This is a genomic window from Bacillus sp. z33 (genome assembly GCF_058313615.1).
This window is the reverse complement of record NZ_JBZFQN010000004.1, coordinates 42,540-67,502: the sequence shown is the minus strand read 5'-3', so window position 1 is coordinate 67,502 and position 24,963 is coordinate 42,540. Positions and strand designations below refer to the sequence as shown.

The following is a 24,963-nucleotide window of genomic DNA, read 5'->3' as shown; positions in this document are numbered from 1 at the left end:
TTAAACAGAGCATCTACCAGTATGGCTAGATATCCTATCTTTAAAATATGATTAATAGCAAACCATTTCTTTAGTACACAGCCCAAGGGCTTCAGTGGTTGATTTATTAATTTCCTTGTACAGGTCTGGATTTTCCATCAATGACACTCCATAAGAAGGAATCATTTCTTTTATTTTCGGTCCCCACTCAGTTTTGTATTGCGGGAAACATTTATCTAATACCTTAAGCATAACGTGAACGGCAGTAGAAGCTCCTGGTGAGGCACCGAGCAATGCAGCAATTGATCCATCTGCGGCACTAACAACCTCCGTACCAAACTGAAGTGTCCCTTTACCTTCTTCCGTATCTTTAATCACTTGCACACGTTGGCCTGCTACTACTGTATCCCAATCTTCGATATTGGCATTTGGAATAAACTCTCGTAATTCTTCCATACGCTTTTCATCTGATAAAATGACCTGCTGAATCAGGTATTTTGTCAAAGCCATCTCTTTGACGCCAGCTGCCAGCATTGTGATCATATTATTCGGTTTAACAGACCCTAATAAATCGAAATTGGAACCCGTTTTTAAAAACTTAGGCGAAAAGCCGGCAAATGGACCGAACAGCAAAGTTTTCTTATCGTCGATATAACGTGTATCCAGATGCGGAACAGACATTGGAGGAGCACCCACCTTGGCCTTTCCGTACACTTTTGCATGATGTTTCTCTACGATCTCCGGATTGTTGCATACCATAAATAACCCGCTCACAGGAAACCCACCAATATGTTTGGACTCCGGAATACCGGTTTTTTGAAGTAAAGGCAGACTTCCACCTCCACCACCGATAAAGACAAAGTGTGCCGTATGGTATTCTAGTTTACCATTTTCCATATCATGCACTTTCACTTGCCACAAATCATCAGAGGTACGCTTAATATCCTCTACACTGTGCTTATAGTTGACCTCCACATTGTTGCTCTGCAAATGTTCAAACAACATCCGTGTCAACGCCCCAAAATTAACATCGGTTCCAGAATCTATTTTTGTGGCAGCAACCGGTTCTTCTGATGTACGCCCTTCCATGATAAGCGGAACCCATTCTTTTAATTTATCAGGATTTTCCGAAAATTCCATTCCCTCAAACAAAGGATTTTTAGAAAGCGCTTTAAAACGTTTTTTCAAGAAAGTTATATTATCTTCTCCCTGTACTAAGCTCATATGAGGGATTGGCATGATAAAGTCCTGTGGATTGCGAATCAAATTGTTGTTAATCAGATAGGACCAAAACTGCTTTGATTGCTGAAACTGTTCATTAATCGTAATAGCCTTGGCAATATCTATAGATCCGTCAGCTTTTTCGGATGTATAGTTAAGTTCACACAGTGCAGAATGACCCGTCCCTGCATTATTCCATTCATTAGAGCTTTCTTCCCCTGCACTTGCAAGCTTTTCGAATACTTTGATCTCCCATTCAGGTGCTAACTCTTTAAGTATTGACCCTAATGTAGCACTCATAATACCGGCACCAATTAAGATAACGTCTGTTTTCTTCTGCATGTTGCTCATTATAACCATCCCTTATCCCCAAAATTGTAAAAAATAAGACACTTCCCCTGTTAGATGCAACAAAAAGAAAGGCTCTATCCAGGAAACCCTTTCATCTCAAAATTTACCATATCACTTTTTATTATAATGATTCATCCACTAAAATATCTACTATTCACAGATAATTATAAACTATTTGATGATTTTAAAAAAGATGGATGTTTTTCTTCACGTATTAGAACAAATAATAATAAAGCCTTTTATCAAACTGTTAACTAACACTTTAGAATTGACGATAAACAAGGACATCTTAATTTAAGATGAAAAATTCTCCAATCGAAAAGTTCCCTAAATTAGGGAACTTTTCGATTGGTGGACATGGACTTCATATCCATTTAGTTAAAAAACCACGAAATGGACCCTGAACATAATGAACAGAGTCCTAACATTACATATAAATAAAACAACGGATCCCTTATTTATTCGCACCAAAATTATTTAAAATGGATCCATCCGGGTTTGTACGCCAATGCCCCTTTTCACTCCCCTGGTTGCGAAACAAATGATTCTCCTCATTTTACTGCTACACTGCAAAGGACATAATCTAACTGCGAATATAATAACTTTATGGTAAAATAAGGATAAAAGAACATTATTTAATCAGAACAGGGGGGCAAGATGTCCACAAAAAAAGTGATTATCACTATTGTTCTTTCTATATTTATTTTAGTAATCAGTATAGTGGGATATGTTCAAGTAAAGTACTACACAACAAAGAAAGAAGTGAAAGAATACCTCTTAATTGAAAAAGGCTATTCAGAATCTACTATTCTAGAACTTGAACCTTTTATAGCTAATCTCTCTGGTGACATGAATTGGATGGTAGCAGTTGAATTAAAAGGAGATGAGGGTCACTATTACTATTATTATGATCGGAAGAATGAAAAGGTCGTATTCGAATCATATATCTTAAATGGCATGGAATATGGGGATTTATCAGAAATTCCAAATAAATAGACAAGAAAGAGGCGGGACTATCCACCTCTTATTTTTATTATCTATCCGTTTATAGAAACAATTTCCATACCGACATTAGTTTTATTTATATCAGGAACAGATTTGCTTATAAATTTTTAAAATGAAGGACAACAAAAAAACCCTTTTACCAAAATTCATTTCATGGTTTAAGGGTTGAATGAATCTCTTTCATTAAAGCTACAGAGCCTTGTATTTCTTAAGTCTGTCCTGGAAATCTGTTTTTTTCTAGTTGTAACAATCTAGCCTTACTCTCCATAAATGATTTTAGAGATACCGTATTGACTGATATTTTCAATTAGATTTGCAATCTCAGAGGGAGATTCCTTGAAATCATTCTGAATCCACTCATTCAGTATGCCTATCGTCCCTGCAGAAATAAATGTGGATATATATCCAACCTGTGCTTGGGGCACATTCTTCCCGTAACGATCCCATTTTTCTATACATTTCTGATGGGCAATGTCTAAGACATCATCCAAAAAATCTTTCCCGTTCTTCAAACTAAAGAGAACTCTGCTTAGTTCTTTATTGCTTAGAATGACCTCGAGAATTTCACTTGTAAATCCGGAAATCGTATAGTCATCCTTCGAAATAGAGATAGCTGCCTTCAGTTCATCGACATACTGACTCTTTAGCTTCTCCATCAAATCATATACATCCTCATAATATCGATAAAAGGTAGCCCGATTGATTTCAGACTGTTTACATAGCTCGGTTACGGTAATTATATTGATTGGTTTCTTCTCTAACAATTCGATAAATGTATCTTTTATTACTTTCTTGGTATATCTTATTCTGCGATCTTCCATCCATTCTGACTCCTATTCTTAAACAAATCTTTCCATTCTGTTTAATAACTTTCATTCTGATTAAAATTGATGATTGATGCTTCCGGGCCATCATTATACAATGATAACAAATTTTATACAACATAGTGTTTAATAACTTGGAGGTTTTCATGAAGAATATATCAATTATTACCGATGGAAGTTGCGATATCCCTACAGAGGTAATCGAAAAATATGGAATAAAATTAATTCCTCTTCATTTTCAGTTCGAGGATCAAGTAGAGTACGGTTCCGAACGTAAGATGGAACTTGGGGAGTTTTATAAAAGATTAGCAAACGGCGAGGTTGCCAAGACAAGTGCCAGCTCTCCATCCGCCGCAATTCAAGTATTAAAAGAAGAATTGGAAAAAGGGAACGATATCATTTGTGTAACTCTTTCCAGTGCATTAAGTTGCACGTTTAATAATATTAGATTGGCAAGTCTGGAATTACTAGATTCATATCCGGAAAGTCGTATCACCGTAATCGATTCCTTAACTGGTTCTATGGCTATGGGAATGTTAGTGGTCAAAGCTTGCATGATGAGAGATGAGAAGTATTCCTACGATCAGATTGTCGAATACCTAGAAGAAAACAAACAATCCTTCCACGTGGAATTTTACGTGAATGACTTACAATACCTAGCAAGAGGGGGCAGACTTAATCCTGCTATCGCAAAAATTGGTGGACTAATCGGAATCAAACCAATCCTATCTGTTACAGATAATGGAGTCATTGAATCTGTCTGCAAAGCCCGCAAAACATCCGGTGCAACCAAGCAAATCAAAGAGAGATTCCTAGCTTCAAATGTTGAGAGAGAAATGATTTGTATTTTACACTCTAATAATCTTGATCATGCATTATCCTTAAAAGCTGATCTTGAATTAGAACAATCCTTCGCGCAAGTATTCATCACCGAAATCGGTCCATCCATTGGCAGCCATACCGGTCCAGGGTGTCTAGGACTTGCTTATATAAAACAATAAACGAGAATAGAAGGATATCTCCCTTCTGTTCTTTCTTTTATAGTACTTCCCAATCTAAGAGGGTTTGTATGAATAGATTTTGCTATAAACAAAAAAAGTATCCTTATACGTTGGATACTTTTTACTCCACCTCGAAATAATGCAAATACGGGTTACCTTCCTCTAAAAATTGCTTCCACTTTCTTTTCGGTTCTATTATATGTTGATAGGCAATCTGCGAAGCATATTCCATCTCTTGATTTTCTATTAATTGGATAATATCTTGATGTTGTTTAATCGCGTCACCAAAGCTATTGTTGATTTCAGAAAGTAATCTCATACGATTATAATGTGTACTTAGACGCATAATCGCCTCCCATATATGCTCCTTCTTATTCTCTCTAAAAATTAAAAAGTGGAATTGTTTATCCAATTGATGAAACTCTTGTACATCTTCTTTTTCAAAAATAAGCTCTTCTTGTTGAGCTACTATTCTTTTCAACTCTCTTAAACTCTTCATTGAAAACGTCCGACAAGATAATTTCAAAATTTCCTTTTCTAACGTAAAGCGCATGAAAGCTGCTTCCTCAATTAATTGATAATTAATCTTAGATACATATGTACCTATTTGCGGAAAGACATCCACCAGGTGCTCTTCTTTCAATTTCCCCAATACTTCTCTAATCGGTGTTCTAGAAATTTGCAAAGAAGCAGCTAAATCTGCTTCTCTAATGGATTGGCCCGGTTGCAGTTGCAATGACATAATAGCGTTTTTAACCAGGCGATAAGAATACTCTTTCGTATTTTCTCCAACTGCTCTCGGTGTCACAACTAACATAAGCGGACCCTCCTCAAAAAATTAGAGCTTAACTTAACAAACTTGTTATCAATTCATAAGTAAAGAAGATAACTAATGAATCATCAGCTATCTTCTTTTTATTTCCATTTATCTATAGAGGTTATTGTTTTCTTCTTGCATTCAATTCAACAACCATTTCGTCTGTACGTTTCTTATTAAGTGGATATAAGAAAACTAGTATAACAAAAATTATCGCAAAAACAATGGCAGGCACTAATGTTGCTAACATGTGAATACCATCAAGAGCGCCTTGTGTTTGCACACTATTTGCTGCATTGTATCCCACAAGGCCAATGGCAAAACCACCAATTCCACCGGCAATTGCTTGGCCAACTTTACGTGCGAACGAATAGATAGAGTATACAGTTCCATCTTCGCGTAAACCAGTCAATAATTCATGGTAATCAATAACGTCTGTTACGAATGCCCAAACTACAACATTAAAGAAAGCTAATCCTATCATACCAAGTGTTGCAATAGCGATGTACTGCATAGCACTTAAATCTTTCATGTAGAATAAGACTAAATATACAACAGTTGCCACTAACATACCTACAGATGATATTTCTTTCTTACCGAACTTTGCAACAAGCGGTTTAACAAATGGCATTACTACGAATGTACCAGCTGTCTGAACAACTCCCATAAGACTTAAGGCAGCTGCATTTGTGAAATAGTCTTTGAACAGATATACGTTGACTGCACCCATAAGCATTGTGTTCATCATTAGTAATAATGATGCTGTCAAAATCCAAATTAATGGTTTGTTTTTCACTAATCCTTTAACCGTAGCTTTCATGTTACCTGTTTCTTTTGTTCCTTCTGATGCCGTAATACGTTCAGTTGAAAGTTTATAGCATGCCATATAGCAACAGATTGAAAGAACCCCGAAAATACATGCCGCCATAAACATACGGTTCGCATCGATTTGATTATCTACGAACACGATTAATGGAGCAACTGCGTTAATGATTAAACTTGCTGACATTGCACCAGCTGTTCTCCAAGTGGATAAGGTTGTACGTTCATCCGGGTTATCTGTAATAACAGATGCCATTGATCCATACGGAATATTTACTGTACTGTATAATGTTCCCCAAACAATGTAAGTAACAAATGCCCATGCCATGTAAAAGCCATCGCTCATTCCAGGAATGGTTACAAACATTAAGACGCCTGATAAAACAAGAGGGAAAGACATTCTAAAAATCCAAGGTTTAAATTTTCCGTTTTTAGTTGCTGGCCTTGTGTCAATAAAACGACCCCATGTTACATCCGCAACGGCATCCCACAGACGTGCCACCATGAATAATACCCCAACAGTAGCTGCACTGATATGGAATATATCTGTGTAGAAGACCATTAAATAAGCACTTACTAAAAGAAAGAAGAAATCATTTCCAAAATCACCCATCAAATAACCAATTTTGTCTCTCATACCAAAAGGACGATGTGCTACTGAAGATTCTTTTGCTTCAGTAATCGTTTTCATTTGTGGTTCACCCATTTACTTCTCCTCCAGTACTTAACTATTTTTAAATGTAATGGATCTTGATTCATCCACTTGGACACTAATTTGCAAGCGTTCTCAATATTACTCCAAAATCAGTTGAGCTTAATTTATGTTTCTTATAGAAGTATTTCTAGTCCTTAATATCAGTTCTAACTTGCATACAAACTAAAAATAAATTTTAATATTGTTCAACACTTCACATAAAGTTGCTCAATACTTCACAAATTAATAACCAATAAAACAGGTTCCATCACCATTCACACTAGTATACTAGCATGTTTATGATTAAATGCCAACCCAATTTTTGAACTTTTTACACATTTCCAATATTTTTATCAAATATGAAAATAAATACACTTGTGAAATTAACCTAATCATGTAAAACCATCAGAGGGATTTACCAGTCCCCCCTTTAAAAATCATTCCTTGGGCACCCCTATAAGATACTAAGAAAATCATAAAAAAACCCTTAAACTTACGTCTAAGGGAATAAACTTGACTATTAAACTTTAGCTACACAAAGTCTTCTATTACCCACCTGGATAACTTAATAAATACCCACCGCATCAAAACCAGAATGAACGCCTGACTCTTCCTCGCTACCTTTTCCATACAAATCAACGGCAGATTGGACAATTGCGGTCCGTGCATCGCTAAAATCAGAATTAGCGGTTAAATAAACCGTTAAAGCTCGATAGTAGATTTCCCCCAGCTTTTCTCTTCCAAGTTCTTGACCAATCAAGTATGCAGCATGATTTGTAATGGATGAATTAACATGGACACCACCGCCATCAACGGAAGTCGGCATATGATAAAACTCGACCATATGGTCTGGATGGACACCCCCATTTGTACTATATTCCCTTCTTTGTTCATTGCTAACGACCACACTGTTTGGATTACTTAAGCTGCGCAATACGGTGACTCCATCAGCTTTAGCAGCAGGGGCCATAATATCCTCCCCCATTTCCCAGTCATCATCGTCAACAAGTACACCAAACACATCCGCAAACGACTCGTTTAATGCTCCAGATTGATTTAGGTAGACCAGATTTGCCGAATTAGTAATAACCCCATGCGTCATCTCATGCGCCGCTACATCCAGACCAGCCGCCAGAGAAATCATAAACTCTCCATCACCATCACCGTAGGTCATCCAACGCCCATTCCAGGAAGCATTATTATAATTGGTACCATAGTGAACTTTAGAAATGATAGCCATTCCTTCTCCATCAAGGGAATTGCGGTCATGTTCATTGAGAAAATATTCGTATACCTTTTCAGAATTATAGTGTGCATCGACAGCAGCACGATCATAGTCTTTGATAAATGAAGCTGAATTTCCTATATATAGCGTATCATTAGAGGAAGTATTATCATTTTTGGCATCATAAGTTTCAATACCATCAAGATTAGTATGGGCATAATCTGCTAACGAGAACTTAGTACCAGAATTCTTTTCCTTCACTCGGGTAATATGTAATTCCCTGCGATCTCCATGTACACCGATTCCTGTCCCTTTTTGCGTTTTTGTTTCAGCAGCATGCATGAGGGTGTTATACTGATCAATTACCTCACCCGTTTTCGCGTCAACGAAGACAAACCAGTTTCCAGGTTCTTCTCCCATAAAGTTAACATTTACTTTATAGGCGGTATAATTTTCTCCTTTATAAGGGTAAATAACCAGTTCAGCAGTAGGTTCATATGTCAGTTCTTCAGGGGCTTTGACTGAGGATAAGGCTTCTTTTACTGCTCCTTCACTGCTTAGAGAAGTAGCTGTATTCACTTTTGATTCACTAAGTGTCTGATTCATTCTCCCATTAACCGATTCAACATCATGATTCTTATTAAAATGAACAATAATGTCAGAACCTTCAACATTTACTCCATTTACCGTTTGATTGAAACGGATGTGTGTCATGCCAAGTTCATCTTTTTGTACATCTTTCACCTTCAAGTTTTTCTCTGGATTACTGATTCCAGTCTTCCCTTGCCTATTCTTCAAATAATTCAATGCATTTGAAGGAGTACTAGAAGAGTATTTTTCAGCAATCTTCTCCTTCACAAATAGAGGCACGCTTGCTCTCTCATTCCACTCTTTACTTATCGCTTTCGAATTAACCGGCTGTGCAAAAACACTACCAACTGGAATAGAACCTACTAACATGGCAGACGATAGAATTACTGGTATTATCAATTTTTTCTTCAATATCTTACCCTCCTACTACACTCTATTTTATTCATTATAAAGTGAGGGAGAGGAAATATCATGAATAATTTGAATTGTTAATAAAATAAAATCAATAGATAGTTAATCCTACAATACTAGAAACAGCAATAGATAATTTTAAAGGAAAAACCCTTAGACATGCGGAAATCACGCAGTTCCAAGGGTTTATTTTAAGATTAGGATTACTTCATAACATACCAAACAGATTTGAAATCCGTTCTACTATAGAGATGTAGCAACAATGTTCTCATTCAAATACTTCTACTATTTGTCCATCCCATTAAGCTCTTCAAATTTTTCGAGCAATGCACGCGCTTCATCTGAGGACTTCGTATTCATCAACTCATTTCGTAATTCACCAGCCCCATGGAATCCACGGACATAGATCTTAAAGAAACGATGAAGATGCGTGAACTTGCGAGGTACTACTTCTGAATATTTATCATGGAGATCTAAATGCAGCCTCAAGAGATCAAGTAATTCCTTACTGCTATGTTCTTTCGGCTCATGTTCAAAGGCAAATGGATTTTTGAAAATACCGCGCCCAATCATAATCCCATCTACACCGTATTGTTCAGCCAGTTTCAGGCCCATTTCACGGTCAAGTATATCTCCATTGATCGTTAGAAGTGTATCTGGTGCGACCTGGTCACGAAGTTTCTTAATCTCCGGAACCAGTTCCCAATGAGCATCAACCTTACTCATTTCATCTCGTGTACGCAGATGTATAGAAAGATTAGCGATATCTTGTTTCAATATGTGTGTCAGCCAATCACGCCATTCGTCTATATCCGTGAAACCAAGCCTTGTCTTCACACTTACCGGCAATCCCCCCGCTTTTGCTGCTTGTATTAAATCGGCTGCAACTTCAGGACGACAGATCAGGCCACTTCCCTTTCCATTATCAGCTACATTAGGTACGGGACATCCCATATTGATATCTATGCCTTTAAACCCTAACTCCGCCATACCAATACTCATTTTTTGGAAGTTTTCAGGCCTGTCCCCCCAAATATGGGCTACCAACGGTTGTTCATCCTCTGTATAGGCCAAACGTCCACGCACACTCTCTATTCCCAGAGGGTGACAATAGCTTTCCGAATTTGTAAACTCTGTAAAAAACACATCAGGTCTCCCTGCTTCACTAACAACATGGCGAAAAACAACATCCGTCACATCTTCCATCGGTGCCAGTACAAAAAAAGGTCGTGGTAGATCGCGCCAAAAATTTTCTTTCATATTAAAATTCCAATCCTCTCATTAAATGGGATATCAGATAGAACTCTATCCCTAAATTATACAGAAATAATCTTCTTTTACACTTATAGCATGCATAAGCACTATTTATCAAACTATAGAAATTTTGAACCTAAATAGGTTACTTCTTATATACTAATTCTGCGAAACGCTTATAAATAGTATCTCCTCCTTCTTAAACCCCTATTTAAGAATTTATATAAGCAGATAAATTCAACCTTTTTATTATCTCTTTTTGTTCCAAACAGTAAAAAAAAAAAAAACGGCATTAGCCCCTAGATAAAAGAGCTAAAAGCCGCTTAGAATAATTCAATATCCACTTAACCGGAGCTGTGCCTTTAATTACTTTAAATTTTCAATCCCAGTTTCTAATATTTCCATTTGGAGCAGGGTTTGTTCATCTGTAATGGTTTTATCTTTACCATTCATGATAGCTTCATATAATTCATCATATACTCGACCATAATCGCCATTGATGGATTTCACTTTTTCTTCGTGGAATGTACCATCTTCGTCAACATATGTCAGTACCCCATAATGTTCCAGTGTATCTACTCCAAAATCTTTATTGTCTGGCATATAAAATAATTTCAAGTGTTCTTCCTGACGATCTTTCGTTGCTTTCACAAAGCATCCCTTTTTGCCATAAACCACAAAGCTAGGTCTTTCTTTAATTCTAAAATAACTCGATTTTACAGTAACCTTTAATTCACCATAATATAGATCCAAATCAAAATAATCATTCATTCTGCCTTGCCCCAATAATTGCCTAACATCATAGTGGATGTGATCCGGCTTGCCGAAATAGCTGATAACCTGATCCAGTGTATGGCAAGCATGTCCATATAAAAATGACATAGCAGGATCGAAAGTAGTAGTAGACTCTGGTACTTCAGGGCGGAAATAGTCAAAATGCATTTCCACTTCCAGCAGGTCTCCTAACTTCCCTTCTTCGATAACCTTTTTAACAGTTAAAAAATCACTATCAAAACGTCTATTTTGGTAGGCTTGAACAATTAATCCTTTCTCTCTCGCAATTGCAAATATTTCTTTTGCCTGCTCGGACGTTTCCATAAAAGGTTTTTCAACCAAACAGTGTTTATTATGTTCTAATACCAATTTTGCGTATTCATAATGACTGTCATGTTTTGTACAAACCACAATGAGTTGTATATCTTTGTCATTTAATAGTTGATCTAAATCAGATGTATAATGGACACCTGCAACCCGATCCCAACTTTCATGATCAGGATTTCTTTGATAAATTATTTTTACTTTTATATTCTCTCTTTGCAGGACGAACGGCAAATGGTATCTGTTCGTGCTTTTCCCATTTCCAATATAACCAATAGTTAGCATAGCAGCCTCCTGGAATATAAATTTTATATGTACTCTCTTCTGTTCATACTATTGTTACTTGTAATGGACGTCAAAACGATTTCCATTTTGAAATATGTGTAACAGGTGGCAACGATAAGTTTTGCGCTGATATATGAAGAACACCCCCTGAAAATGAATAACTCAAATTCAGGAGGTGCTTCTCTATTTGTTTATCAGTCTTCTATTATTTCTTTCAAGAAGCCTGAACAAACGTTATGAATCCATTACATGATGCCTAATACATGGAAGACAACACCAGCGACGAACAATCCAAGAATCATTACGATTGGTGATACTTTCTTCCTAAGCAGCCACATGCATAGAAGTGTTAATAGCAATCCAGATAAGCCAGGGATTAAACTATCTAAATTTTGTTGTAGAGTTGTTACTTTAACATCACTTAATGAAAGACCGGCAGCTTGTTGTTCAAGCGCCGTTTTAATTCCTTCTGCGCCTGCAGGTAACTTATCCCAAGCGATATAAGCACCTTCATCAAGCTGAACGGAAGATACAGTTGGCGTAAACTTAACAGATACCCAACGGTTAACTAACGCACCAAGGATAAACATCCCGAGTATCGAGGCACCTTTGGTAATGTCTTGAAGCAACCCGCCAGATAAATCGTCTGTAATTTTAGAACCTGCTTTGTAACCAAATTCCTGTGTATACCAAGTGAATCCCATACGAATAAGATTCCATAATACGAAGTAAAGAATCGGTCCAAGTATGTTACCAGTCATAGCAAGAGAAGCCGCTAACGCACCAAGAATTGGCTTAACCGTGAACCAGAAAACTGGATCCCCGATACCCGCTAAAGGTCCCATCATACCGACTTTAACCCCTTGAATAGCTACGTCGTCAACCGGTGCTCCATTTGCACGTTCTTCTTCAAGCGCTAAAGTTACACCAAGTATAGGTGAAGCTACATATGGATGAGTATTAAAGAACTCTAAGTGACGTTTTAGTGCAGCAGAGCGGTCTTCTTTTGTTTTATATAATCTTTTAATAGCTGGAATCATTGCATACGCCCAACCACCGTTTTGCATTCGTTCATAGTTCCAAGAACCTTGAATGAAAGTTGAACGCCACCAAACAGAAATACGATCTTTTTTCGATAATCTCAATTCTTTTTCCACTTTCTGTCCTCCTCCTTCTTAGTAATTATCAATAATAGCGCCTATTGGGTCACCTGTATTACCATTTCCGCCATTACCACCTGAACCACCTTGTTTAGAAAGAGCTAAATAGATTAGTGCTAGAGCCACACCGATAGCTCCTAAACCAATAAGTGTGATTTCTGTAACAGTTGCTAATACGAATCCAATTGCAAAGAATGGCCATACTTCTTTTGTAGCCATCATATTAATAACCATTGCATAACCAACGGCAACGACCATTCCCCCGCCGATTGCTAAACCGTTTGTTAACCAATCTGGCATAGATTCTAACAAGCTTTGAACCGGACCTGCACCAACTGCTAAAATCAATCCAGCTGGGATTGCAATACGTAATCCTTGCATACAGATTGCAGCGATGTGCCAAAATTCTACTACTCTAATATTTCCTTCTGCGGCAGCAGCATCCATAAAGTGAACAAATGCTGTTGCTATCGTACGACAGATAATTGTTAATAAAAGTCCAGCAACTGCAAGTGGAACTGCAATCGCAATTGCAGAAGATACTCCATCTTGTCCTTGACCACTTAAAACTAAAATAATGGCAGATGCAATTGATGCCAACGCGGCATCTGGTGCTACGGCTGCTCCAATGTTTGCCCAACCTAAAGCGATCATTTGAAGCGTACCGCCTAAGATAAGACAAGGTACAAGTTCTCCTGTAACTAAGCCGATTAACGTACATGCAATAATTGGCTGATGGAAGTGGAATTCATCCAAGATACCTTCTACACCGGCTAAGAATGCTACGAAAAGGACTAATATTATTTGAATAATAGTCAAATCCATAATGATTTATCCTCCCTTTTTTTCGTGATCATCATGATTACTTTTGTTTGTTTAACTCTTCTTGAGCTTTCTTGATAATGTCGTCCATGTTGCCTTTTGAGTCATTCGGGACTTTACGTACATCAAATTTCAAACCAAGCTCTTTTAATCTACCAAAAGTCTCAATATCCTCTTGGTTGAATGCAAGCACCTTATTCGGTTGAACTTTACCAGTTGAGTGTGCCATAGAACCAACATTGATCGTCTCCAATGGAACGCCACCTTCAACCGCCCTAAGTGCATCTTGCGGATTTTCGAAAAGAAGTAATGCGCGCTGACCGCCAAAATGCTGATCATCTTTTGCAAGTTCAATCATTTTATGTACAGGAACTACGTGTGCCTTTACACCTGGTGGAGCTGCTTGTTGGATTAATTTCTTACGAAGATCATCCTTAGCTACTGTATCAGATACAACGATGATACGAGTAGGATTTGTCGCCTTAGTCCAGCCAGTCGCTACTTGTCCGTGAAGCAAGCGAGAGTCGATACGAGCTAACACGTACTCAAATTTACCAGGAGTACCTGCAGTTGACGGTTTTTCAGCAGGTTTAACTTCTGCAACCGGTTCTAATCCTTCAGGTTTTACTTTAACTCCTTCTTTAGCAGTGCCTAAAATATGAGCGGCAATTTCATGTGCTTTGTTCATTGAAAAACGGGATGCAAAAGCTTCAATCAACATTGGCAAGTTCATACCAGCAACGATTGCCCATTTGTCTTGGTGTTCTTCAAGCAAGCTGTTGGCTTGGTTGAAAGGAGTACCACCCCAAAGATCGACTAAGAATAAGACTTCATCTTGGTTATCGAAAGAGGCGATTGCTTCTTTCATTTTTGCCTTTACATCATCAGGTCCTTCACTCGGCATTAATGTAACAGCTTTCACATTTTCTTGCACTCCGAAGATCATTTCTCCAGATTGCAAGAGACCATTAGCAAATTCACCGTGACTAGCAATGATAATCCCTACCATCTTTTTACCTCCTATTATTATTGTACAATCAAATAAAAACGGTAAAACACGCCTAGTTATTCCATAGATGTGTTTTCCGACCATCCTTAAGCGATTACATTATCGACAAAAAAAGACAAGAATAAAAAGTCGATTAAATGAAGTAATAGGTATAAACGCTCCCCCTTTTTCTTCATCAATCATTACTTTTTACCCATGCCTGATCGAATTTAGTAACGCGTAAAAAATAAAGGAGATGGTCATTTAAACTCGCTTTTCGAAAATTTCAATTAACTTTCATAGTGATTATAGCACGCCGAATAATCCGCTTTCAAGAACGATTTTATTTTTCCATGTCCCTCGCCCTAATTTTCAATGACTACTTTATCTATCACATTTTTATTTCTTTCGACAAAAAAAGACAAGTTACTAACCTGTCTTTTTTGTGAAACTATTACTTTTTAAATATACTGATTATTCCGCGTTTAATTACATCAAAGAAACTTAATGATTGAACCATATAAGCGGGATCAACATGTTCACGAATGACTCGCAATACTTTTTTTGAATCCTTCGAGGAAAATGTAAATGTCCCATTTCGTTTAGTTTGAATAGCATAACGCGGAATCCATTTCCCTTTAAACATGATAGAAGCAATCACATAATCAACTTCCTCCCAAGGAATTTGAATAAATTTACGAGCATCACGTTCATTAAAGAATTCAAATCCTTTGTCACCAATCATAATTTTCCCGTATTCAGGAAGACCGTTATGTGAGGTCGCATCAATAACTAACTCAACTTTTGTATTGATTGATTGAACCATTTGATAGACTACTCCATTTCTCTCTTTTAATATTCATTATTATACGCATTTTCTCACTTTAAGTGAATAGAGTTCATAAACATAGAAAAATCATCTTCAAAGATAAAAATAAACAAGTAGATGCTTGCTAGTGGAAATTTTCTAATTCTACTAACTGAACTTATCTAAATAATGGAAGATACTAATCAACAAATTGAAGAACCTTTCAAACCTTAAGACACTAACTACTCAACTCATTCACTCACCGGTCGAGAAATTGCTTGCACAACTGAGAGTCACATCCGGATTCAATACATATCGATAAATCTAATACCAGAAACATTAAAAGGCAGTGCCCCATTAACTGAGGCTGGACTGCCTTATTTTAAAATGTGTTGCGCAACATTTTCCACGTGTGTGGATTTAAGTGAAAATACATGAGGGGTAGTTATTTTATTCATATTGTTTAGCTATTCCTCTGAAAGAAGTTAAGCTTTTAGACACTTCGGTAAGCTATTTCTTCTTTCACTTATTATTTCTATCCGCTTATAGCCTAACTCCTTCGTCAACATGAGTAAATCTAATTCTGATAGTTAAAATCCTGGTTTGTGAGGTATTTAAAGATTTTAAGATTTATCCCCTCTAGTTGTTCCTTATGCATATCTATCGCATTGATACGATTATTTTCATACGTTTTATAATAATAAACACCTTTGTCTTGATCCATACAAGAAGAATAGGTTGTACCATCCTCTAACCCTTCATCTGTAAGGACCCCTCCTTTAACCATTTTCACATAATCCAGCATATGAAAAAATTGTGTAATAGATTGTTTATCCCCTTCAATTTTAGGCATATGTGTACGAATATAAGCAATCCTTACAAATCTGGAAACGGAAGCAAAGTCTCCGGGTATCCCTAATGTTCCAGCTCCAATGCCCAATGCTTTTAATGTTTGCTTTCCCCATTTTGTTTCTTTTGGTGAAATCGGAGTCAGATGTAGATACTCATTCAAGTTTGTTAAATGCCAATCAAAGGTAGGGTTGTTGGTCAAAACTCCTATGAGATTGTCATGTACAGTCAAGCGGTCTTTTGTCTTTTCTACCACAATAGCCTTTCCTGTCTTATCTGCAATCATCCAGTGAAGCATTGAAACAGGTGTATTTTCATTGATTGGACAATCCACAAGTTCTAAATGCTCAATTCCACGTTTAACTTCTTCTACTGTTTCGTGATTTGATAATACCCATTGTATAAAGTCGTAGGGTGCAATATTATTTTTCCCTTCAATCGGTTCTTTCTCAAAATATGCGTATCCTTCAAAATTTAATCCTGCGCATGCTAGGCCAACATCGTTCATAGCATCAGCTAGAAGAGGATGGTTATCAATTACCGTTCCCATTCCAATAATAGCACGCTTATTGGTTACCATATTACCTGTTACTCTATCTTGATATTGATAGTTTCTTGGAATAATCATAACTGCCTGATTGAAATAATAGGCTAAGTCCATATTCCTTCCAAAAAACCACTTACCCTCTTGAGATTTAATACTTAATCCTGTACAAATATCGGTCACCTCATTTTTATCTTACTAAAGATCAGATATGCTATTATAACCCCCTATTATCCAACTATATTTTTCTGCATTTTTTAATTTTTATACAAGCTAATGCTAATCCGTATTGAATTGATACAGTTTTGTTTTAGATTCTAAATTAGGCTCTCTTTTGTATCAGTCAAGACTAGACTAATTTCTTTTTCTGGTTGTTCTTATAGCATTACATCCATCTATTAGGCATTTTTAAAATACATTAACATTTCGTAAACAATCACATGCTATAATGTCAAAAATGCAACGAGGAGAATACAGATGTTTCAAATATTAGTAGTAGAAGATAATGAAAATTTAAATCAGACAGTATGTACTTATTTGAACCTAAACGGCTATCAAGCTAAAGGTGTTTTGGATGTCAATGATGCCTATGACGCGATGACTGACCGTATCTTTGATTTAATTATTTCTGACATAATGATGCCGGGGATTGATGGATTTGAATTTGCCAAGTCTGTGAGGGAATTGAACAATGATATTCCAATTTTATTTATGACAGCAAAGGAAGATCTCGAATCAAAAAGAAAAGGTTTCCATGCCGGTGCCGATGATTACATGGTAAAACCTGTTGATATGGATGAATTACTCCTTCGACTAGAAGCATTGCTCCGCAGGGCAAAAATTGCATCCAATAAAAAAATTGAGATTGGCCAGCTGAGGCTGGACATCGAAGAGCACACAGCTTATTTAAATGAGGAAGAGATCAATCTGACGGTAAGAGAGTTCAAGTTGTTGTATAAGCTTTTGTCATACCCTAAGAAAACATTTACAAGAACTCAGTTAATGGATGAGTTCTGGGATGCTGAATCCCAATCAGGACCACGTGTGGTGGATGTTTACATTACAAAATTGAGAGATAAGTTTTCTGCATGCAAGGATTTTGAGATTGTCACCGTACATGGATTAGGATATAAGACGGTGCTCAAATGAGAATTACCTCAGATGAACGAAATAGGAGAAAGTTTTTATTTAATTTTGGGAGATTCCTTATATTTTTTATACTGATGGCATTTGTAGTTACCTGCAATTTGGTATTGTTTCTGCATTGGGTTGATTTGACGTCGGAAGAAATGAGAGCTGCTGTTCCCATTACCTTCTTAAACGTTATCATTCTCACATTTATTTTCAGTTTGATTGATGAAATTCGCCGTACCTTGATGGTAAGAAAACCAATAGCACGGATTCAGGCAGGTCTGGATGAAATAATGTCTGGCAATTTCAAGACACAGATTCCCTATATTAAAAACGAGAACAGCAGCAATGAATTCGATGCTATTATCAAAGGGATTAATGAGCTTGCTGTAGAGTTGTCTGGAGTAGAAACTCTTCGAACAGATTTTATTTCAAATGTCTCTCATGAAATTAAGACCCCGCTTGCGGCTATCCAAAATTATGGAACACTGCTTCAGGGACATTCCCTTTCAGAAACACAGAAGGTAGAATATGCAAAAGCCATTACTACGCAGACAAGAAGATTATCTGGTCTGATTACAAATATATTGAAATTAAATCGCCTGGAAAATCAACAAATCTTTCCGGAGAGAAAACAGTATAGTTTAACGGAACAAATTTGCGAATGTTTACTTCTATTTGAGCAGTCATGGACAAGTAAAAACATTCATATTGAAACCGATCTAGAAGAAGATATTTTCATACACGAAGATGCCGAACTGTTAAGTCTAGTATGGAACAATCTGTTTTCAAATGCGATAAAGTTTACGGATAATGGCGGAACTGTTGGTATTAAGGTAAAGAAAGAAGGACTTACTGCATTTGTAGAAGTCAGCGACAGCGGTTGTGGCATTAGCCCGGAAACAGGGAAGCATATTTTCGAAAAATTTTATCAGGGGGATACTTCCCATGCTGTGCAGGGAAACGGTCTGGGACTGGCATTGGTAAAGAGAGTGATTGATATAGTTGGCGGCGTTATTCATGTACAAAGTACATTGGGAGAAGGCAGTACGTTTACTGTCTACTTAAGGACGAACGTCATTGAATAAAATTAGAAATTGTCTTATGCGTAAATGTAAATCAAGAATGGAGGACTATGATGGAAAATAGTAAATTTGAGTATACGTATTCTGCAAAAAGACAGGGAGAAATCGAAGCGATTAAAAAGAAATATATGAAAAAGGAAGATGATCCATTCGAACAGTTACGCAATTTGGATAAAAGGGCAGAAAGACCAGGAACAATGTTGGCCATTATGTCAGGCCTTATAGGAACATTATTGTTTGGAATAGGTTTGAGTTGCTGTCTAGTATGGCGTGAACAGCTTTTCGTACCAGGAATAATCGTAGGTTTATTGGGACTTGTGCTAATAAGCGTTGCCTATCCCCTATATATAAAAATAACAAAAAGAGAGCGAGAAAAACTTGCACCACAGATTCTGTCTTTGAGCGAAGAATTATTAAAATAGATTTCATCAGGTAGGTAAGTAGGACATCCTGTAAACGGTAATCGTTTATAGGATTCTTTTTTATATATGGATAATATTTTTTCGGTTTAACATTTAGTAAACATTTCTTTTGCAATTCGCAAACATCAAATAGGTAAGATACAACTATCAAATGAAGTATATAAAGGAGCTATTACAAAATGGAAAACAAAAAAACTTTTATTACATTATGGATGGATGCTGCAACAGGATATGTGCTTACACTGGGTTTGTGGAATCTACCTTATATAGTCATCAAATAATTACTCCATTCTTTACTAATATAAAAGACAGAGCCCCCTTTTAAAAAGAGGGCTGACTGCCTTAATTTAATTCCAGCTTCGCAACATTTTCCACATGTGTGGACTATAATTGGCAACACAATGGGATGTTGGTAGGTTTATAATTTTATTTTATATCATGCTATCTGCAAGATGAGATTGTGTAGTGTCTTTGACGGTAATTTAGCGTTACTCACACGTTGCATTAACCGAATGTTAACATATCACCAGAATTAAACTGCTTAGTCAATTTATTTATCTCTTTCCTTTATCATAAACCTCACCTAATGCCCTAGGAGCACGGTTTGTTTTAGAGAAGAAGATTAATAACAGTAACGTTAATACATACGGTAAAATCATGAATAAATCGGTAAAACTGCTTGGCAATGCCATTGACTGGGCTATAAAAGCTCCCCCTGATTTTGCAAAACCAAATAAAAGACATGCAGCTAAGGTAGGGAGAATCCTCCAATTTCCAAAAATTAATGCGGCAATGGCCAAGAATCCATATCCCATATAGATACTTGAAGAAAAGTTTGCTGAAATGGAATAGGCAAAACACATACCGCCCAGACCTGATAATAGGCCCGAGATTAAAACGGCTGAAAACCTGATCTTCGATACATCCACACCTGCTGCATCAACCGAATGAGGGTTTTCTCCGCAAGCCCTCAAGCGCATGCCATATTTCGTTTTATATAAAAGGTACCAGGCAAATATCGCGATCACGATAATAATCACTTCGAACGGATATATATTTGTAAAAATCGCACCTATAATCGGTATATCGGCTAACCCTTCAATCGTAAAACGTTCCGATACTCCTAACTGAAACTTGTCCGAAGCTGTTCCAAATACAAGTGCATTTATTTGTGTCGTTAAGAATGTCGTAAGAGCCAACGCCAAAATATTGATCACAACACCGCTGATCACTTGGTCTGCCTTAAACTTAACACTCAGTACAGCATGAATAATGGAAAAAGCCATCCCGCCAATCATAGCAAACAGTAACGCCACGTAAAATAGATCTTGAATATCTGTGCCAAAAGCATTTGCGATCAGAACAGCTGCCAGCGCCCCAATGAATGCTCCAAAACCTTGAAAGCCTTCCAACGCCAGATTGGTAATTCCGCTCTTTTCACTATATATACCGCCTATTGCCATGATAAAAAGAGGAAGGGCAAAGGATAAACCATCAATAATTATTGTATCCATTATGCTTCACTCTCCTTTCGATCCGCTTCTTTTTCCTTCAGGCGGCTGACTTTATATTTCATGTACACTCCACATGCACTGAATAATAGAATCAATCCAACAATCACAGAAGATATTTCTTGTCTGATTCCAGCCTGCGAACTCATATATGTGCTCCCCTGCTCAATAGTGGATACTAGAAAAGATGAGAAAATAACGCCAATTGGATGCGAGTTTCCGAGCAAGGATACAGCTATGGAATCAAAACCGATGCTGGATAATACTTTTGGCTGGATAGAAGAAAAATAACCCAGATAATACGTGACACCTGCAAGACCAGCCAAACCACCTGAAATAACCATGGCTAAAACTGTATTTCTTCCTACATTGATTCCCGTATACTTTGCTGCATTCCGGTTGGAACCTACCGCTTTCAGTTCAAAGCCAACTACTGTTTTATCCATGAAGAACTTAATTAAAACAGCTGTAAGGATAGCTAAAATAAAGCCCAATGGAATGTCCATTTTTAAGTTTCCTATTTCGACATTCACTAGCGTTAATCTTGCTGCTTCTGAGATATATTGAGATTGTCTTGAGACAGGGTCGATATAATACATCTGAATAAAAAAGCTAATGACATATTGGGCGATATAATTCAACATAATCGTAGATACTACTTCATTGATGTTAAATTTATATTTAAGCCACCCAACTAATCCTCCCATTAGTCCCCCAGCGATAATTCCGATTACCAACACAAGCGGCTTTGCGATGATGGCATCCAAACCACTGTAACCAACAATAATCGTCGCAAAGAAACCCGAGACGAGCATTTGGCCGGAGACCCCAATATTAAAGAGGCCTGCTCTAAATGCAACAGTAACTGCCAAGCTTGCAAACACAAGCGGTGTCATGGCATTCAGCAAACTCAAAAAATCAGTCAGCATGCTCTTATAGCCAGCATAAGATGGCTTCGGCAAGATTCCCGCCCCTTGGAGCAAATTGTAAAACGCCTGCAAGGGATTTTTGCCGATCAAAAGTATAACAATGGCTGCAGCAATGAAACTTATGAGTATGGCGACTAATGGAAGTGAAATCGGCTGCCATTTCTCATTGCTTATTGGCCGAATAAGACTATATCTTAAACTTTTTTTCTTTTTATCTTTACTCATGCTTTGCCCCCATCATATATTCACCGACTTCATTCGTCGTTAATGATTCTCTTCTAGCAATCTTTTGAAGTTGGCCATTATATATAACTCCTATGGTATCCGCTACATTCATAATTTCATCCAGCTCTAATGAAATAAGCAGAATCGCTTTTCCTCGATCCCGTTCCTGAATAATCATTTTATGGATATTTTCAATCGCACCAATGTCTACTCCCCGCGTTGGCTGAACGAAAATCATGAGCGGCGATTGCAATTCAATTTCGCGAGCGATGATGGCTTTTTGCTGATTGCCGCCACTCATCGAACGAACCTGTGTCTTAATGCCTTGTCCACTTCTAATATCATATTTATCAATCATCTTGTGGCCAAATTGCTCAATTTCTTCTTTATTTAAGATACCCTTACCAGAAAAAGGCTCCCTGTAATACTGTTTTAAAGCCAGATTGGTAGATAAATCAAAATCCAAAAATAACCCGTAGCTTTGCCTATCTTCAGGTATATAAGATATTCCAGCTTCTGTTCTGTTTCTTATCGTTTCATTCGTAATGTTCTTGTCGCCAAGAAGTATGTTTCCACCACTGACCTTTGTTAATCCAGCTATCGCATCCGCTATTTCAACCTGCCCATTATCTGCAACTCCGGCAATGGCAAATATTTCACCGCTGCGTATGGTAAAGGACACATCTTTCACTACTTCAAACCCATCTTCATTTTTAACGGTCAGATTTTCTACCTTCAATACTTCCTCTTTGAACTGGGCAGGCGCTTTTTCAGCTTCAAAACTTACCTCCCTGCCTACCATTAATCGAGCCATATGATTAACAGATGTCTTCTTCACATCCAACACATCGACTAATTTGCCCTTGTTCAATACAGCGCACCGATCAGCCACTTTCTTGATTTCTTCAAGCTTATGTGTAATTAATATGATTGTTTTTCCAGCGTTCCGTAGACCTTCAATAATGTTAAGCAAGAACTCAATTTCTTGTGGTGTTAAAACTGCAGTCGGTTCATCAAAAATGAGGATCTCTGCTTCACGGTAGAGTACCTTTAAAATTTCCACCCGTTGCTGCATAGAAACAGTTAGATCAGCTATTTTTTTAGTAGGATCCACTTCTAAGCCAAAGTTTTTGGACAGTTCTTCAACTTTACGATTGGCATTTCGAATATCTACAAATGAAAAGAGACCCGCCAACTTTTTGATTGGCTCAACTCCTAAAATAATATTCTCTGTAATCGTATAATCAGAGACTAACTTAAAATGCTGATGGACCATTCCTATGTTAAGCTTCGCCGCATGGTTAGGTGAACTGATTTCCACTTTTTCACCCCGGATATAAATTTCTCCTTCATCCGGTTCATACATGCCGCCCAGCATACTCATCAATGTTGATTTACCCGCACCATTCTCCCCAAGTAAAGCGAAAATTTCTCCTTTTTTTATGCCGATGGATACATCATCATTCGCTACTATTCCAGGGAATCGTTTGGTTATATGTTTCATTTCTACAATATAATCAGACATTTTTCTCCTCCTTTATCACAATATCCATATAGGAAAAATTTAGAAGTTTATCATCTCCCCGATCCGCCAAAAATCAGGAAGTGATAAACTTCTAAAGGTTCATTTCATTATTGTGTTTCTATTGATGTTACAACCCTGGAAACTTTTCTGGCGTATGGCCATTAAAGTTAGATGCAGGTACAATTGTGCCATCTTTCACTAACTCATATGCTTCATTCATTTTAGTAAGTGTATCCTCTGATAATTGATGACGGCCTTCTTCTTTTATAAACCCAGTAGAATCTGTATCTGCATGAAGAACTACATTTCCACCCTTAAAGCTTCCGTCAACAACTGAATTCAATGCCTTTTCAATATTCATGCTCATGAATTTTACACCGGATGTTAACACGATGTTTTCAGAACCATTTACACCGTCATCAAATTGGTCAACATCACAACCAATTACTTTTACGTCGCCTTTCGCTTCCTTAACCGCTGTGAATACACCATTTCCGGTTCCGCCCGCTGCAACAAAGATTTGATCTACACCTTTTTTAATTAACGCATTTCCAATCACTTTGCCGGTAGCTTCATCTGCAAAAGATCCTGCATAGTTACCGCCAACATCTTTACCTGTTACATCAGTCCCTGCATAACCTGATAATTCTACAACTTCAACATCTTTTCCAAAAACCTTATTAGCGTAATTTACACCTGACTCAAAGCCAAATTGATAATTTACATTTGAAGGATAAGCGATACCATTTACAACCGCTACTTTATTTGTTTTTGTTTCAAGTGCGGCTGCCATTCCGGCAAAAAAGCCACTTTCTTGTTCAGCAAAATTCATGGCATATATATTATCAAATTCTGTTTGATCACCTACAGGCGCAGGCTCAGAGTCATTTATAATAAATTTTTTATCAGGATTTTCTAAAGCAATACTAGAAATTCCGGCGAATTGAAACCCAGGTGTTATAATAACATCATAATCTGCCACGATATCAGCAACAGCTTGTACAGCTGCAGCAGGATCGCCCGTTTCTTCTTTAACAGCCTTTACTGTTGCTGTTGGATTATTTTCGATAAAGTTTAAAATACCGTTATAGTTATCTTCATTAAAGTTACCATCATCAACGCCTGAAGGACTTGTTACAATGGCAATTTTCAGCCCATCTTCACCTGCTCCGGACAGCGCTTCATTTTCATTATTTCCGCATGCTGCCATAACAGCAGTCATTAATGCAATGATCAGTACCATTGCTATTTTTTGTGTGCCTTTTTTCACTTAAATATCCTCCTCTGAAATCATTCTGATATTTTTCTGTCTGTAAAAATTAAAAAGCACCGAGTTATACCGGTGCTTGACTTCAGGAAGGTAGATAAAGGAAAAAGATAATTTTT

General features: G+C 37.2%; 22 protein-coding genes. 5 read left to right on the top strand and 17 right to left on the bottom strand.

The genetic code is table 11. The features are described 5' to 3' along the window. Positions 1-51 precede the first annotated feature (51 nt). On the bottom strand, positions 52-1,551 hold the full coding sequence (locus tag AC4G3L_RS14960; protein WP_491077797.1) for a malate:quinone oxidoreductase: 1,500 nt from the start codon (positions 1,549-1,551) through the stop codon (positions 52-54). 657 nt (positions 1,552-2,208) lie between these two features. Between AC4G3L_RS14960 and AC4G3L_RS14955 the strand changes: the two genes are divergently transcribed. After that, positions 2,209-2,547: a hypothetical protein gene (locus AC4G3L_RS14955; protein ID WP_491077796.1), complete on the top strand. Its 339-nt coding sequence runs from the start codon at positions 2,209-2,211 to the stop codon at positions 2,545-2,547. 266 nt (positions 2,548-2,813) lie between these two features. Here AC4G3L_RS14955 and AC4G3L_RS14950 read toward each other — a convergent pair whose 3' ends face one another. Next, entirely contained in the window at positions 2,814-3,377 is a 564-nt protein-coding gene (locus AC4G3L_RS14950) for a TetR/AcrR family transcriptional regulator (RefSeq protein WP_491077795.1), read from the bottom strand. A 149-nt stretch (positions 3,378-3,526) separates the two neighbouring features. Here AC4G3L_RS14950 and AC4G3L_RS14945 point away from each other — a divergent pair, with 149 nt between their 5' ends. Next, complete coding sequence (locus AC4G3L_RS14945; protein WP_491077794.1) at positions 3,527-4,381, top strand: DegV family protein; 855 nt, start codon at positions 3,527-3,529, stop codon at positions 4,379-4,381. A gap of 121 nt (positions 4,382-4,502) precedes the next feature. Here AC4G3L_RS14945 and AC4G3L_RS14940 read toward each other — a convergent pair whose 3' ends face one another. The 10 genes from AC4G3L_RS14940 to bsh all read right to left on the bottom strand — a co-directional run bounded on the left by AC4G3L_RS14940 (position 4,503) and on the right by bsh (position 16,932). Then, positions 4,503-5,198 carry a GntR family transcriptional regulator gene (locus AC4G3L_RS14940; protein WP_491077793.1) on the bottom strand — a complete coding sequence of 232 codons (696 nt, stop codon included), beginning with the start codon at positions 5,196-5,198 and terminating at the stop codon, positions 4,503-4,505. A 121-nt stretch (positions 5,199-5,319) separates the two neighbouring features. Next, entirely contained in the window at positions 5,320-6,726 is a 1,407-nt protein-coding gene (locus AC4G3L_RS14935) for an MFS transporter (RefSeq protein ID WP_491077792.1), read from the bottom strand. A 553-nt stretch (positions 6,727-7,279) separates the two neighbouring features. After that, a complete protein-coding gene (locus AC4G3L_RS14930; protein WP_491077791.1) occupies positions 7,280-8,941 on the bottom strand; it encodes a M4 family metallopeptidase in 1,662 nt (553 codons plus the stop codon). 285 nt (positions 8,942-9,226) lie between these two features. Further along, entirely contained in the window at positions 9,227-10,201 is a 975-nt protein-coding gene (locus tag AC4G3L_RS14925; protein WP_491077790.1) for a tRNA dihydrouridine synthase, read from the bottom strand. Positions 10,202-10,561: 360 nt separating this feature from the next. Beyond that, complete coding sequence (locus AC4G3L_RS14920; protein ID WP_491077789.1) at positions 10,562-11,578, bottom strand: oxidoreductase; 1,017 nt, start codon at positions 11,576-11,578, stop codon at positions 10,562-10,564. 245 nt (positions 11,579-11,823) lie between these two features. Next, positions 11,824-12,735, bottom strand: a complete 912-nt coding sequence (locus tag AC4G3L_RS14915) for a PTS system mannose/fructose/sorbose family transporter subunit IID (protein ID WP_491077788.1) — start codon at positions 12,733-12,735, stop codon at positions 11,824-11,826. 18 nt (positions 12,736-12,753) lie between these two features. Then, positions 12,754-13,557, bottom strand: coding sequence for a PTS mannose/fructose/sorbose transporter subunit IIC (locus AC4G3L_RS14910; RefSeq protein ID WP_491077968.1), 804 nt, complete (start codon positions 13,555-13,557; stop codon positions 12,754-12,756). Positions 13,558-13,600: 43 nt separating this feature from the next. Then, a complete protein-coding gene (locus tag AC4G3L_RS14905; protein WP_491077787.1) occupies positions 13,601-14,569 on the bottom strand; it encodes a mannose/fructose/sorbose PTS transporter subunit IIA in 969 nt (322 codons plus the stop codon). A gap of 433 nt (positions 14,570-15,002) precedes the next feature. Then, positions 15,003-15,374 (bottom strand): DUF956 family protein, encoded by a 372-nt coding sequence (locus AC4G3L_RS14900; protein WP_491077786.1) that lies wholly within the window; start codon positions 15,372-15,374, stop codon positions 15,003-15,005. Between the two features lie 559 nt (positions 15,375-15,933). Next, positions 15,934-16,932: a choloylglycine hydrolase gene (gene bsh, locus AC4G3L_RS14895; RefSeq protein WP_491077785.1), complete on the bottom strand. Its 999-nt coding sequence runs from the start codon at positions 16,930-16,932 to the stop codon at positions 15,934-15,936. Positions 16,933-17,226: 294 nt separating this feature from the next. Between bsh and AC4G3L_RS14890 the strand changes: the two genes are divergently transcribed. The 3 genes from AC4G3L_RS14890 to AC4G3L_RS14880 are packed head-to-tail and all read left to right on the top strand — an operon-like array spanning position 17,227 to position 19,387. Continuing rightward, the gene (locus tag AC4G3L_RS14890; RefSeq protein WP_491077784.1) at positions 17,227-17,898 is read left to right on the top strand and encodes a response regulator transcription factor; all 672 of its coding nucleotides are present in this window, start codon (positions 17,227-17,229) and stop codon (positions 17,896-17,898) included. Continuing rightward, positions 17,895-18,968, top strand: a complete 1,074-nt coding sequence (locus tag AC4G3L_RS14885; RefSeq protein ID WP_491077783.1) for a HAMP domain-containing sensor histidine kinase — start codon at positions 17,895-17,897, stop codon at positions 18,966-18,968. The genes AC4G3L_RS14890 and AC4G3L_RS14885 overlap by 4 nt, the downstream gene beginning before the upstream one ends. Positions 18,969-19,018: 50 nt before the next feature. After that, positions 19,019-19,387: a hypothetical protein gene (locus tag AC4G3L_RS14880; protein ID WP_491077782.1), complete on the top strand. Its 369-nt coding sequence runs from the start codon at positions 19,019-19,021 to the stop codon at positions 19,385-19,387. A 554-nt stretch (positions 19,388-19,941) separates the two neighbouring features. Here AC4G3L_RS14880 and AC4G3L_RS14875 read toward each other — a convergent pair. From AC4G3L_RS14875 to AC4G3L_RS14855, 5 genes are all read right to left on the bottom strand, one after another. Continuing rightward, positions 19,942-20,901: an ABC transporter permease gene (locus AC4G3L_RS14875; protein WP_491077781.1), complete on the bottom strand. Its 960-nt coding sequence runs from the start codon at positions 20,899-20,901 to the stop codon at positions 19,942-19,944. Next, entirely contained in the window at positions 20,901-22,052 is a 1,152-nt protein-coding gene (locus AC4G3L_RS14870; protein WP_491077780.1) for an ABC transporter permease, read from the bottom strand. The genes AC4G3L_RS14875 and AC4G3L_RS14870 overlap by 1 nt, the downstream gene beginning before the upstream one ends. Next, positions 22,045-23,577: an ABC transporter ATP-binding protein gene (locus AC4G3L_RS14865; protein ID WP_491077779.1), complete on the bottom strand. Its 1,533-nt coding sequence runs from the start codon at positions 23,575-23,577 to the stop codon at positions 22,045-22,047. Before AC4G3L_RS14865 ends, AC4G3L_RS14870 begins: the two co-directional genes overlap by 8 nt. A 127-nt stretch (positions 23,578-23,704) precedes the next feature. Next, on the bottom strand, positions 23,705-24,847 hold the full coding sequence (locus AC4G3L_RS14860) for a BMP family lipoprotein (protein ID WP_491077778.1): 1,143 nt from the start codon (positions 24,845-24,847) through the stop codon (positions 23,705-23,707). After that, positions 24,848-24,943, bottom strand: a complete 96-nt coding sequence (locus AC4G3L_RS14855) for a hypothetical protein (protein ID WP_491077967.1) — start codon at positions 24,941-24,943, stop codon at positions 24,848-24,850. Positions 24,944-24,963 lie beyond the last annotated feature (20 nt).